The organism is Pseudomonas marginalis, assembly GCF_008692035.1.
GTDB classification, from domain to species: Bacteria; Pseudomonadota; Gammaproteobacteria; order Pseudomonadales; family Pseudomonadaceae; genus Aquipseudomonas; species Aquipseudomonas marginalis.
On sequence record NZ_VTFG01000001.1, the window covers coordinates 3,070,546 to 3,083,534 of the forward strand.

At 61.9% G+C, this 12,989-nt stretch carries 13 protein-coding genes; 6 read left to right on the top strand and 7 right to left on the bottom strand.

Annotated features, from left to right (window positions below; all coding sequences use genetic code 11):
• The first annotated feature begins 266 nt into the window (after positions 1–266).
• The 4 genes from antA to FX984_RS14395 all read left to right on the top strand — a co-directional run bounded on the left by antA (position 267) and on the right by FX984_RS14395 (position 4,700).
• Positions 267–1,658, top strand: coding sequence for an anthranilate 1,2-dioxygenase large subunit (antA, locus tag FX984_RS14380; RefSeq protein WP_092359337.1), 1,392 nt, complete (start codon positions 267–269; stop codon positions 1,656–1,658).
• The gene (gene antB, locus FX984_RS14385) at positions 1,658–2,149 is read left to right on the top strand and encodes an anthranilate 1,2-dioxygenase small subunit (protein ID WP_027607673.1); all 492 of its coding nucleotides are present in this window, start codon (positions 1,658–1,660) and stop codon (positions 2,147–2,149) included. The genes antA and antB overlap by 1 nt, the downstream gene beginning before the upstream one ends.
• A gap of 82 nt (positions 2,150–2,231) precedes the next feature.
• On the top strand, positions 2,232–3,239 hold the full coding sequence (gene antC, locus FX984_RS14390) for an anthranilate 1,2-dioxygenase electron transfer component AntC (protein ID WP_098480082.1): 1,008 nt from the start codon (positions 2,232–2,234) through the stop codon (positions 3,237–3,239).
• 57 nt (positions 3,240–3,296) lie between these two features.
• Positions 3,297–4,700 (top strand): amino acid permease, encoded by a 1,404-nt coding sequence (locus FX984_RS14395; RefSeq protein WP_146478284.1) that lies wholly within the window; start codon positions 3,297–3,299, stop codon positions 4,698–4,700.
• 106 nt (positions 4,701–4,806) lie between these two features.
• Here FX984_RS14395 and kynA read toward each other — a convergent pair whose 3' ends face one another.
• On the bottom strand, positions 4,807–5,664 hold the full coding sequence (gene kynA / locus FX984_RS14400) for a tryptophan 2,3-dioxygenase (protein WP_027607676.1): 858 nt from the start codon (positions 5,662–5,664) through the stop codon (positions 4,807–4,809).
• Complete coding sequence (gene kynB, locus FX984_RS14405) at positions 5,661–6,311, bottom strand: arylformamidase (RefSeq protein WP_027607677.1); 651 nt, start codon at positions 6,309–6,311, stop codon at positions 5,661–5,663. Before kynB ends, kynA begins: the two co-directional genes overlap by 4 nt.
• A 299-nt stretch (positions 6,312–6,610) precedes the next feature.
• Between kynB and FX984_RS14410 the strand changes: the two genes are divergently transcribed.
• Entirely contained in the window at positions 6,611–6,955 is a 345-nt protein-coding gene (locus FX984_RS14410; RefSeq protein WP_003230905.1) for a cupin domain-containing protein, read from the top strand.
• Between the two features lie 64 nt (positions 6,956–7,019).
• On the opposite strand, the gene mmsB is transcribed toward FX984_RS14410, so the two are convergent.
• Complete coding sequence (gene mmsB, locus FX984_RS14415; protein WP_146478283.1) at positions 7,020–7,907, bottom strand: 3-hydroxyisobutyrate dehydrogenase; 888 nt, start codon at positions 7,905–7,907, stop codon at positions 7,020–7,022.
• Positions 7,908–7,921: 14 nt separating this feature from the next.
• Positions 7,922–9,439 carry a CoA-acylating methylmalonate-semialdehyde dehydrogenase gene (locus FX984_RS14420; RefSeq protein WP_027607679.1) on the bottom strand — a complete coding sequence of 506 codons (1,518 nt, stop codon included), beginning with the start codon at positions 9,437–9,439 and terminating at the stop codon, positions 7,922–7,924.
• Between the two features lie 131 nt (positions 9,440–9,570).
• On the opposite strand from FX984_RS14420, the gene FX984_RS14425 reads away from it, so the two are divergent.
• Positions 9,571–10,518, top strand: a complete 948-nt coding sequence (locus FX984_RS14425; protein WP_065925944.1) for a LysR family transcriptional regulator — start codon at positions 9,571–9,573, stop codon at positions 10,516–10,518.
• Between the two features lie 144 nt (positions 10,519–10,662).
• On the opposite strand, the gene yfiB is transcribed toward FX984_RS14425, so the two are convergent.
• From yfiB to yfiR, 3 genes are read right to left on the bottom strand one after another with little or no spacing between them, the layout of a single operon-like run.
• Positions 10,663–11,154 (bottom strand): outer membrane lipoprotein YfiB, encoded by a 492-nt coding sequence (yfiB, locus tag FX984_RS14430; protein ID WP_027607681.1) that lies wholly within the window; start codon positions 11,152–11,154, stop codon positions 10,663–10,665.
• 4 nt (positions 11,155–11,158) lie between these two features.
• Positions 11,159–12,421, bottom strand: coding sequence for a diguanylate cyclase DgcN/YfiN (dgcN, locus tag FX984_RS14435; protein ID WP_092359350.1), 1,263 nt, complete (start codon positions 12,419–12,421; stop codon positions 11,159–11,161).
• On the bottom strand, positions 12,418–12,984 hold the full coding sequence (gene yfiR / locus FX984_RS14440) for a regulatory sequestration protein YfiR (RefSeq protein ID WP_027607683.1): 567 nt from the start codon (positions 12,982–12,984) through the stop codon (positions 12,418–12,420). The genes dgcN and yfiR overlap by 4 nt, the downstream gene beginning before the upstream one ends.
• Between the last annotated feature and the right edge of the window lie 5 nt (positions 12,985–12,989).

Below are 12,989 nucleotides of genomic sequence, written 5' to 3' on the forward strand. Positions count from 1 at the left end.
GTCGTTGTGGTTCCACAGCAAGTTCTACGCCACGCCGACCCGATTGCAACCGAGTGGATAGCAACGGCCGACTATGTGGATAAACCACAGGTTTTGCCGCCCCTGGCCGCACCGGACAGTGGCGCGTTGCGTCACCGCCCCGCACCGCCGTGGGTATTTGCTGCCCAACTTTGCGGCCCACCTTCCCCCATTAAGCGGATAGCCCGCCACCTTGTCGCAGCCTCCTAATGGCTCACCTGTTCAGCCATTATCAAAAGGTGCCTCCCATGAGTGGTGCAAGAAGCGTCGAGCAATGGAAAAGCTTTATCGAGAGCTGCCTGGATTTTCGCCCGGCAGACGCCGTGTTCCGCATCGCCCGCGACATGTTCACCGAGCCGGAACTGTTCGATCTTGAGATGGAGTTGATCTTCGAGAAGAACTGGATCTACGCCTGCCATGAAAGCGAACTGGCCAATAACCACGACTTCGTGACGATGCGCGCCGGGCGCCAGCCGATGATCATTACCCGTGATGGCGAGGGCCGGCTCAATGCGCTGGTCAACGCCTGCCAGCATCGCGGCACCACCCTCACCCGGGTCGGCAAAGGCAACCAGTCCACCTTCACCTGTCCGTTCCACGCCTGGTGCTACAAGAGCGATGGCCGGCTGGTGAAGGTCAAGGCGCCGGGGGAATATCCGGAAAGTTTCGACAAGGCAACACGCGGCCTGAAAAAGGCCCGCATCGAGAGCTACAAGGGTTTTGTCTTCATCAGCCTGGACGTGAATGGCCGTGACAGCCTGGACGACTTCCTCGGCGATGCCAAAGTGTTCTTCGACATGATGGTCGCGCAGTCGGCCACCGGTGAGTTGGAGGTGCTGCCGGGCAAGTCGGCCTACACCTACGACGGCAACTGGAAACTGCAAAACGAAAACGGCCTGGACGGGTATCACGTCAGCACCGTGCACTACAACTACGTGGCCACGGTGCAGCATCGCCAGCAGGTGAATACCGAGAACGGCAGCGGGTCCGCCAGCACCCTGGACTACAGCAAGCTCGGCGCCGGCGACGCCAACACCGATGACGGCTGGTTCGCCTTCAACAATGGCCACAGCGTGCTGTTCAGCGACATGCCCAACCCCAGCGTGCGCTCCGGCTACGCCACCATCATGCCGCGCCTGGTGCAAGAGCACGGCCAGCAGAAGGCCGAGTGGATGATGCACCGCCTGCGCAACCTGAATATCTACCCGAGCCTGTTCTTCCTCGACCAGATCAGCTCGCAGCTGCGCATCATCCGCCCGGTGGCGTGGAACAAGACCGAGATCATCAGCCAGTGCCTGGGGGTGAAAGGCGAATCCGATGCCGACCGCGAAAACCGTATTCGCCAGTTCGAGGACTTCTTCAACGTCTCGGGCATGGGCACACCGGACGACCTGGTGGAGTTCCGCGAAGCCCAACGTGGTTTCCAGGGCCGCCTGGAACGCTGGAGCGATATTTCACGCGGCAGCCATCGCTGGGAAACCGGGCCGACGCCGAACAGCGAAGCCATCGGCATTCAACCGGCCATGACCGGCACCGAGTTCACCCATGAAGGCCTGTACGTCAACCAGCACCGCAACTGGCAGCAGTTCCTGCTCAAGGGTCTGGACCAACAAGCGCTGACACTGCGGGAGGTGAAGTGATGAATGCGCCATTGCAGTACCGGATCGAGCAGTTTTTCTACCGCAAGTCCGAGCTGTGCGACGCCCAGGACTGGGACGCCTATGTGCAATTGTTCGACCCGCACAGCGAATTCCACCTGCCGCAATGGGACTCGGAGCACGTCTACACCCGCGACCCCAAGCGCGAGATGTCGCTGATCTACTACGCCAATCGTTCGGGCCTGGAAGACCGCGTGTTTCGCCTGCGCACCGGCAAGGCAGCATCCGCTACACCGATGCCGCGCACCTTGCACCTGATCAACAACGTACGCATTGCCGAGCAGGCGGACGGCACGCTGGAGGTCCGGTTGAACTGGCACACGCTGTTCTATCGGCTGGCCACATCGGAGCAGTTCTACGGGCATGCCACCTATCGCCTCAAGCCCCATGGCGACAGTTGGCTGATCACTCGCAAGCATGCGCTGCTGCTTAACGACACCATCAATTCGGTGCTGGATTTCTATCACCTTTGAAGCACATCACATCTTGTGGCGAGGGAGCTTGCTCCCTCACCACAGGTGATGTGCCAGCCCTACACGCGTGGAGTTTCCGTGAATGAATCACAAAGTGGCCTTCAGTTTTGCCGACGGCAAGACCCTGTTTTTCCCGGTGGGCGCAAATGAAATCCTGTTGGATGCGGCACTGCGCAATGGCATCAAGATCCCCCTGGACTGCCGCGAAGGCGTATGCGGCACCTGCCAGGGCCGGTGTGAGTCAGGTGACTACACCCAGGACTATGTGGACGAGGAAGCCCTCTCCAGCCTCGACCTGCAACAGCGCAAGATGCTTAGTTGCCAGACCCGGGTGAAGTCCGACGCGGCGTTCTACTTCGACTTCGATTCGAGCCTGTGCAATGCGCCGGGGCCGGTGCAGGTGCGTGGCACGGTAAGCGAGGTGCAGCAGGTGTCGGCCAGTACGGCGATCTTGACGGTGCGGTTGGACACGGCGCTGGATTTCCTGCCGGGCCAATATGCGCGCATCTCGGTACCCGGCACCGACTGTTGGCGTGCCTACTCGTTCGCCAACCTGCCGGGCAACCGGCTGCAATTCCTGATCCGCCTGCTGCCGGATGGGGTGATGAGCAATTACCTGCGGGAACATTGCCACGTCGGCGATGGGTTGCTGATGGAGGCGCCGCTGGGTGCGTTCTACCTGCGCCATGTCAGCAAACCGCTGGTGCTGGTGGCCGGCGGCACCGGATTGTCGGCGTTACTGGGCATGCTCGATGAACTGGCCGCCACGGGCTGCGAGCAGCCGGTGCACCTGTACTACGGCGTGCGCGGGGCCGAGGATTTATGTGAAGCGCAGCGTATCCATCAATACGCCTCGACAATCCGCGGCTTTCGCTACACCGAAGTGCTGAGCGCACCGTCACCTGAATGGCCCGGCAAGCGCGGCTACCTCACCGAGCATTTCGACCTGGCCGAATTGTGCGACGGATTGGCGGATATGTACGTGTGCGGCCCTCCGCCAATGGTCGAATCCATCCAACAATGGCTGGCGGATCAGGCACTTGATGGCGTTCAGCTGTATTACGAAAAGTTTACGCAGAGTAATATCTGACTCCTCAGCACTTCTGAGGGGTTCTACCCCGAGAAAAACAAGTAGAAGGGAATGTTAATGGCGGATGACATGGTTAACCCGGTAGGCCTCAAGCGTGGCCTTAAGAACCGGCATATTCAGTTGATCGCCTTGGGCGGGGCGATAGGCACGGGGCTGTTCCTCGGTTCGGCCGGGGTACTCAAGTCGGCGGGGCCGTCGATGATCCTGGGCTACGCGATCGCCGGTTTCATCGCGTTCCTGATCATGCGCCAGCTCGGCGAGATGATCGTCGAAGAACCGGTGGCCGGCTCGTTCAGCCACTTCGCGCACAAATACTGGGGCGGTTACGCGGGCTTCCTGGCCGGCTGGAACTACTGGGTGCTCTACGTGCTGGTGGGCATGGCCGAGCTGACTGCGGTGGGCAAGTACATCCAGTTCTGGTGGCCGCAGATCCCGACCTGGGTCAGCGCACTGGTGTTCTTTGTCGCGGTGAACCTGATCAACACTCTTAACGTAAAGTTCTTCGGTGAAGCCGAGTTCTGGTTTGCGATCATCAAGGTGGTGGCGATTGTCGGCATGATCGTGCTCGGCTGCTACCTGCTGTTCAGCGGCACCGGCGGCCCGCAAGCGTCGGTCAGCAACCTGTGGAGCCACGGCGGATTCTTCCCGAATGGCGGCATGGGGCTGTTGATGTCCATGGCCTTCATCATGTTCTCGTTCGGCGGCCTGGAGCTGGTGGGTATCACCGCTGCCGAGGCCAGCGAGCCACGCAAGGTGATCCCCAAGGCGATCAACCAGGTGGTGTACCGGATCCTGATTTTCTACGTCGGCGCATTGACCGTGCTGCTGTCGCTGTACCCATGGGATCAACTGCTGCAAACCCTCGGCGCGTCGGGCGATGCCTACAGCGGCAGCCCATTTGTGCAGATCTTCTCGCTGATCGGCAACGACACCGCCGCCCACATCCTCAACTTCGTGGTGCTGACCGCGGCGCTGTCGGTGTACAACAGCGGCGTGTACTGCAACAGCCGCATGCTGTTCGGCCTGGCCGAGCAAGGCGATGCGCCGAAAGCGCTGATGAAGCTCAACAAGCAAGGCGTACCGCTGCGGGCCCTGGCGATCTCGGCGCTGGTGACGATGCTGTGCGTGGTGGTCAACTACGTGGCACCGCAAAGTGCCCTGGAGCTGCTGTTCGCGCTGGTGGTTGCCTCGCTGATGATCAACTGGGCGCTGATCAGCATCACCCATATCAAGTTCCGCAAGGCCATGGGCGAGCAAGGCGTGACGCCGTCGTTCAAGACCTTCTGGTTCCCGTTCAGCAACTACCTGTGCCTGGCGTTCATGCTGATGATCATCAGCGTGATGCTGGCGATCCCGGGGATTCGCGAGTCGGTGTATGCGATGCCGGTTTGGGTGGGGGTTATCTATGTGGCCTACCGGTTGCGAGTGAGTAAGACGAAAGCGGTTGCCGCTGCGCAGTAATATCCATGTGGGAGGGGGCTTGCCCCCGATAGCAGTGTGTCAGTCACTTATGTGTCCACTGACCCTCCGCCATCGGGGGCAAGCCCCCTCCCACATTTGATTGCGTTTACAGCGTGGAGCGCACTCGCCACAGCTCGGGGAACAGCACGGTGTCGAGCATCTTGCGCAGGTAACCCACGCCCTCGGTGCCGCCGGTGCCGGGCTGGAAGCCGATAATCCGCTCCACTGTGGTCACATGCCGGAAGCGCCATTGGCGGAACGAATCCTCCAGGTCGATAAACTTCTCGGCCAACTGGTACAAGTCCCAATACCGGCTCGGATCGCGATACACCTCGCGCCACGCCGCCTCCACCGACTCATCGTGCACGGTCGCCGCCGTCGGGTCGCGCTCGGCACGCTTGGGGTCAATCGCCAGCCCCGCCTTGACCATCAGGTTGATCGCCTCGTCATACAGCGACGGCGTGGCAATCGCCACCTGCAACGCCTGCAACAACTCGGGCCGATGGGCATGGGGGCGCAACAGCGCCGGGCTCTTGTTGCCGAGGATAAATTCGATCTCGCGGTACTGGAACGACTGGAACCCGGAGGACTGCCCCAGGAACGGGCGAATCGCCTTGTATTCCGACGGCGTCATGGTCGCCAGCACAGCCCAGGCGTGCACCAGTTGATCGAAGATCCGCGACACCCGCGCCAGCATCTTGAATGCCGGCGGCAACTCGCCCAGGCGCACGTGTTCGCGGGCGGCCTTGAGTTCGTGGAGCATCAACTTCATCCACAGCTCGGAGGTCTGGTGCTGGATGATGAAGAGCATTTCGTTATGGTCCGGCGACAGCGGGTGCTGGGCGCTGAGCACTTTGCCCAGGTCCAGGTAGTCGCCGTAGCTCATGGACTCGGAAAAATTCAGTTCGGCGTTATGCCATTCTTCCGGTGGCTGGTAGTCGGCAGAGAAAGGACATTGGCTCATCGCGTGGGCTCCTTGAGCGGGCGGAGAATGGCACGGACCGGGCTGGCGTCCAGGTTGGCGAAACGCAGCGGCAGGGCGATCAGTTCGTAGTCGCCCTCCGGTACGTCGTCGAGCACGATGCCTTCGAGAATCGCCATGCCATGCCGCGCCACGGCGTTGTGGGCATCCATGGTCTTGGACTGTTGCGGGTCCAGGGAGGGCGTGTCGATCCCGATCAGGCGCACACCCAGGCTGGCCAGCAGTTCAATGGTCTGCGGGGCGATGGCGGTGAAGTTCGCATCCCATTCGGTCAGCGGTGCTTGTGGATAAGTACGCAACAGCACGCGCTCCGGCAGGTTATCCACACGCCCTTGCAACTGATGGGGCTGGACCAGCGCACCGCTGTCCAGGCAATGCAGCACCCGGCACGGGCCCATGTACACCTCCAGCGGCACCTCGCCAATCGGCGCTCCGTCGGCGCTGTAATGCAGCGGCGCATCCACATGGGCGCCGGTGTGCGGCGACAGGGTAATGCGTCCGACATTCACCGGGCACTCCGGGCCGAACTGCCACACACGCTCTTCCTGGAACGGCGTATCGCCCGGCCAGGTCGGGGTTGCCGTGCTCAAGGGCGGGCTGATGTCCCACCACGTCTTTATTGAGGTCATTTGAAGGCTCTCGGCGGTTACTGGGGTGAATGATACGAGGGCCAGACGTGAATTTTCTTGCGAATTCGTGCGCCGCGACTGACTTCTTTCGCACTTACTGCGAGGAAACGACGGATTCACGCTCAAAAGTGTCGGCTGACCTGGCGCCATCGGGGGCAAGCCCCCTCCCACACTGATTCGCGATGCCCCGACAATCGTGTTCGCCTGCGCTTCTGGGCATCCCGATGTCGAGTTCAGACCACTGGCGCAACGTCCCAGGCCTTAGGGTGCATCTTTCCATTCCCTGCCTCGGAGTCATCATGTCCAAGCCCATCACCGTACTGCGCGACACCCACCCCCTGCCGGTCCTGGATGCCTGCAAATGGGAAAAGCTCGAAGGCGACCCGCACACCGTCAACCTCAACGCCTACACCAGCGAAGACGGCAGCAAGATCATGGGCACCTGGATCTGCACGCCGGGCAAGTGGTATGTCGAATACGTGAAATGGGAATACTGCCATTTCCAGGAAGGCTACTGCGTGATCACGCCAGAGGGGATGGAACCGATTCACTTGCGGGCTGGGGATATCTTTGTGGTGGAGCCAGGGATGAAGGGGACGTGGGAAGTGGTCGAGACGGTACGTAAGTATTTTGTGTTTGCTTGAGCCACCTCTTCCAGTGAACTGCTTTTTTGTGGTGAGCGGGGCAAGCCCGCTCACCACCGTCAGTTTATTTGGGTTTGCGATAGCTGTTGATGATCGCCGAAAAGTCCTTGCCCCCTTCGCCGCGCTGACTCATCGATTGATACAACTGCTGGGCCACCGCACCGAGGATCACCGGTTGCTTGGCTTGGCGTGCCGCTTCCGTGGCCAGCCCCAGGTCCTTGAGCATCAAATCGGCGCCGAACCCGCCGGTATAGCCACGGGACGACGGCGCGGTTTCGATCACGCCCGGCCATGGGTTATAGGTGTCGGAACTCCAGCAGCGCCCGGTGGAGCTGTTGATGATCCCGGCCAGCACCTGGGTGTCGATGCCCAGCGCGTCGCCCAAGGCCATGGCTTCGCTGACGCCGACCATGCTGATGCCGAGCAGCAGGTTGTTACAGATCTTGGCGATTTGCCCGGTGCCCACATCGCCGCAGTGCACGATGTTGCGGCCCATCTGTGCCAGCACCGGTTGCAGGGTGGCGAACAGTTCCGGGGTGGCGCCGACCATGAAGGTCAGGGTCCCGGCCTGCGCCCCGCCGGTGCCGCCGGAGACCGGTGCGTCGGCCATCACCACGCCTTGCTTGGCGGCAGCAGCGGCGACGTCGCGCGCGGTCTGTGGGTCGATGGTGCTGCAATCCACCGCGGGCACGCCGTTGCCGATCCCCGCCAGTACACCGTCTTCATTCAGCCAGACACTGCGCACATGGGCGGCGGCGGGCAGCATGGTGATCACCAGCTCGGCGCCTTGGGCAGCGTCACGCGGCGAGTCGCTGATGCTGCCGCCCAATTCGGCGAGTTCCTTGAGCACCGTCTGGTTCAGGTCGAACAGGTTCAGCCCATGGCCGGCCTTGATCAGGTTGCGGGCCATCGGTGCGCCCATGTTACCCAAGCCGATAAATGCAATCTTCATGGTCGTCTCCCGAATCAGCGCAGGTTGATGGTGGTGTTGACGCCATCGTTGACCGTGTCGTCGTCGAACCAGCGGCTGGTGACGGTCTTGGTCTGGGTGTAGAACTGCACCACTTGCTTGCCGTACGGGCCGAGGTCGCCGAGCTTGGAGCCACGGGAACCGGTGAAGCTGAAGAACGGCACCGGCACCGGGATCGGGATGTTGATACCGACCTGGCCCACATCGATTTCGCTCTGGAATTTACGCGCCGCCGCCCCGCTCTGGGTGAACAGGCCGGTGCCGTTACCGAACGGGTTGGCGTTGACCAGCGCAATGGCCTGGTCGAGGGTGTCGACTTCCAGCACCACCAGCACCGGGCCGAAGATTTCCTGGGTGTAGATCTGCATATCGGTGGTCACGCCCGAGAACAGGGTCGGGCCGACGAAGTTACCGTGCTCGAAACCCGGCACCTTGATGTCGCGGCCGTCCAGCTCGAGCTTGGCGCCTTCTTTCACGCCGCTTTCAATCAGCTCCAGGATGCGGGCCTTGGCGCGCTTGGAGATCACCGGGCCGACATCCGTGCCCGCTTCGCTGCCGGCGTTGACCTTGAGCTTTTGCGCCAGCGCTTTCAGATCCGGCAGCCATTGCTTGGCCGCCCCCACCAGCACCACCACCGAGGTGGCCATGCAACGCTGGCCCGCCGCGCCGAAACCGGCACCGACCAGGGCATTGAGGGTGTGTTCACGGTTGGCATCCGGCAGTACCACGGCGTGGTTCTTGGCGCCCATCATCGATTGCACGCGCTTGCCGTGCTTGCCGGCCAGGTCGTAGACATGAGTGCCGACGGCAGTCGAACCGACGAAGGACACCGCCTTGATGTCTTTATGGGTGCACAGCGCATCCACCACATCCTTGCCGCCGTGCACCACGTTGAGCACACCCGCCGGTACGCCGGCTTCCAGCGCCAGCTCCACCAGCAGCAGGGTCGACAGTGGGTCCTGTTCGGACGGCTTGAGAACGAAGGTGTTACCGCAGGCGATGGCCATGGGGAACATCCACAGCGGAATCATCGCCGGGAAGTTGAACGGGGTAATGCCGGCACACACGCCGATGGGTTGGCGCAGGGTGTAGGTATCGACGCCACCGGCGACGTTCTCGGCGAACTCACCCATTTGCAGGGTGCCGATGGAACAGGCGTGCTCCACCACTTCCAGGCCACGGAAAATATCGCCCTCGGCATCGGCAATGGTCTTGCCCTGCTCGGCGCTGAGGACCACCGCGATACGCTTGGAGTGTTCGCGGATCAGGGCTTGCAGCTTGAGCATGATGCGCATGCGCGCGCCGATCGGCGTCAGCTTCCAGGTCTGGAAGGCTTGATGGGCGGCGTCGATGGCGGCATTGACTTCATCGGCCGTGGCGAACGGGACTTTGGCCAGCACTTGCTGGGTGGCCGGGTTGACGATGTCTTGCCAATGGGTGGTCCTGGACTCGACCCACTCACCGTTGATGAGCAACTTGACCTGTTGCACGGAAATATCGGCAGATGCGTTCATGTGGTCTCCAACTCTTATATTTATACAGAGACAAGGCGCTTGAATCGCCTTGAAGAATGAGGCGTTCGGACTGTTTTTGGAGTATAGATGTGCAAATCTCTAATAAGAACGCACATAAAAGCCGGTCCAATATGCAAAAAAACATCACATCACTGGGCTCCCTGAATTGGGACGACCTGAAGTTTTTCCTCGAAGTGGCCCGCACCCGCAAGGCCAGCGTCGCCGCCAAACGCCTGGCGGTGGACTACACCACCGTGTCGCGGCGCATCAGCTCATTGGAAGTGTCCCTCGGTACGCTGCTGTTCGAAAAATCCCGGACCAACGGCTTCGTCCTGACCCCCGAAGGCCAGCGTTTGCTGGGCTACGCCGAGTCCATCGAAAGCACCCTGCACATGGCCTGCGAACAGGTGTCCGGCTCCGGCGTGGCGCTGTCCGGCCATGTGCGCATGGGCTGCACCGAAGGCTTCGGCAGCTTCTTCGTCACCCCGCAGTTGAGCCACTTCGTCGACACCTACCCCGCCATCTCGGTCGACATCCTGCCCCTGCCCCACTTCATCAGCCTGTCCAAGCGCGAAGCCGACATCGTCATCGCCCTGGAACGCCCGGAACACGGGCCCTACGTGTGCTGCAAACTGTGCGACTACAAACTGCAGCTGTACGCGACCCAGGAATACCTCGACCAACACCCGCCTATCCACAAACCGGCAGATTTGGCCGAGCATCCGTTTATCAGCTATGTGGATGATCTGGCCTTCAGCTCGGAGCTGCTGTACCTGGCCAACGTCGTGCCCGGCGCCAGCGCCAGCCTGCGCAGTACCAGCGTGATTGCGCAGTACGTGGCGGCGCAGCAAGGGCGGTCGATGGCGATCTTGCCGTGCTTTCTGGCGGCGCAGGATCCACGGTTGCTGCCGGTACTGGGGGAGCAGATTGCGATCACTCGCCAGTTTTGGATGTATTGCCGGGAGGATCTGAGGAAGTTGAAGCGGATTACGTTGTTGTGGGATTACATCCGCGAGGTGACGGAGCAGAACCAGGGGTTGTTGATGGGGGAGACAAGGGAGATGCGGTTTGCGGATTAAGGGCCAGCAACGACAATTCCCCTTAAATTGCAGGAGGCTCCCAGAGAATCTCCGGCCAACTAAGCGAACACCGTTCGAATGTGGGAGGTGGCAAGCCCTCTCCCACATTTTGATTGGATTTCAGATTGAAATCGGACTGCCGGCTCAGTCCGCGATCACCACAATCGACACCCGCCGATTCTCGGTACGCCCTGCCGCCGTGTCGTTGGCGGCCACCGGTTTACTGCTGCCCAGACCACGCAACTGAATGTTTTCCTCTTTCATGCCCACGCCCTGCAGCACCGTGGCCACACTTTTCGCGCGGCGCAGGGACAGTTGCTGGTTGTAGGTTTCCTTGCCCGAGCCGTCGGTGTGGCCATCGACGCGTACGCGCTCGATGCCTACACCCAGCAGGGCCTTGCCGATGCGCTGGACGATGTCGGTGCTGGGTTGGTTAAGGGTTTCGACGTCACTGCCAAACAGCACTTTGCCGGACAGGCCGAACGCCCAGCCGTCATCGGTAAGCTCGAAGCCCTGTTGCTTGAGGACGGCGACTTGCGCCGGGGTCAGGCCTTTGGAAGGCGCCGTCTGGCAACCGCCCAGGGCGAGCAGCGCCACCAGCAGGGTGATAAACATAAAACGCGCGGTCGAGAACAAGGAATCAACTCCTGTGTTGAACGTTGACGACGGGGCTCTCCGGCTCCGCCGTTTGCTGGCCCCCCGAGGACAAACGCTTGGCCTGGTACATCGCCGCATCAGCGGCATTGAGCAAGGTGCCGGGTGTGACGCCATGTTCGGGGTAGATGGCGATCCCGATACTGAGGGAGGTCAATACCTGGGTGCTGCCGGGCACGGCAATCGGCATGTCCATGCTGGCGATGATTTTTTCGGCGATGCGCTGGGCGTCTTCGACCTTGTGCAGCGGCGCCAGCAGGATGGCGAACTCGTCACCGCCCAGGCGCGCTACCAGGTCATCTTCACGCAATTGCGCACGCACCCGTTCGGCGACGGCCACCAGCACGGCATCACCGGCGGCATGGCCGAAGCTGTCATTGATCTCTTTGAACCGGTCACTGTCGAGGTACAGCACGGCCACCTGTTCCTTGGCCTTGGCGGCGCTGCGCAGCGCGCGAATCAGGCGGCCTTCGAAGTACGCGCGGTTGGGCAGACCGGTAAGGCTGTCGTGGTTGGCCTTGTGGGCGAGGGTTTCGTTTTCGCTTTGCAGATGGTTTTGCCAGGCTTCCATCTCGCCGAGCAGGGCATTGAAGTCGCTGCCCAGGCTATCGAGTTCGGCGATGCGGGCCGGCGGCACGCGGCGGTCGAAGTCACGCTCGCTGCGGGCGGCGTGGGCCACGGCGGCGAGGCTTTGCAGCGGCTCCGTAATGCCGCGCAACAGACGCCGCGCCAAGTGTAGGGCGACCCAGGCACTGAGGACGGTGCAGATCAGGATCCCCGCCAGGCCGCTGAGCAGGAAGCGCAGCAGGCTACCGCCGTGGCCGGTCAGGTGAATGCTGCCGATGGTGCGCCCCTGGTGGAGGATCGGTTGGCTGATGGGCTGTTCGAGCAGGGTATGCGCCAGCGCCAGTTCAACCCGGGAGAGCATGCCGGTTTCCGGGCGTTCCCAGTGCGCCAACAGCCGGCCACTGCTATCGAACACGTCAGCCTGGGCGACTTCTTCGGTGGAGGCAATCAGGCTGAGGGCTTCGGTGGCGGCGCTGCGGTCGTTGAACACCACGGCCGCTTCCACGGTGTAGTTGATGGAACGGGCGATCAGGTGCAGGTTGTGTTCGGCGTAGACCCGCAGCGCCAACACGCCGAGCAGGGTCAGGGAGACACTGGCCAGCGTCACCGCCACCAGCGCCAGGATCATGTGCCCCCGGCCGATGACGGAACGCAGGGTAGGTCGTACGTTCGCCGCTTTCATGTGGTGGGCGCCCGGCGCCGGGACAGTTGCAACACGCTGGGATGAATGCGCACGCCGCTGCGCGCCACCGAGTCGAGGTTGACCTCAAACGACACTTGCTCATCGCCCACCCGCAGGCAGAACAGGCTGCCCACGGTGCATTGGTCGCCGCCTTCACTGATGCTGAGCACCGGGTGGCCGATCAACGAGGCAAACAGGCGGCTGCGTTCGTCATTGCTGAGTTTGCCGATGTACACGGCGTCGCAGGCGTTGACGATATCGGGATGGTCGGCCAGCAGGCGCCGCACCACGACCGGACGGCCGGTGGCCTGGATGGTGCCTTTGATCAGGTCGTCGGTGTATTGGGTCGGGCCGACGATGCACAGGCGCAGTTGCGCAGGCTCTACTGGCCAACGGGCATAGCTGAGGATACCGAGTACCACCTGGGTGACCGCCTGGGCGCGCTGGTCAGCCGGGCCTGGGGCCTCGGCAAATACCCGGGGCGCCAGCAGGCATAGAATCGCCACCAGCAGCAAGCGTCTCCAGCTCGAACTAAGCTCTGTGGGCGAGACAGCCAGGTTCATGCAAC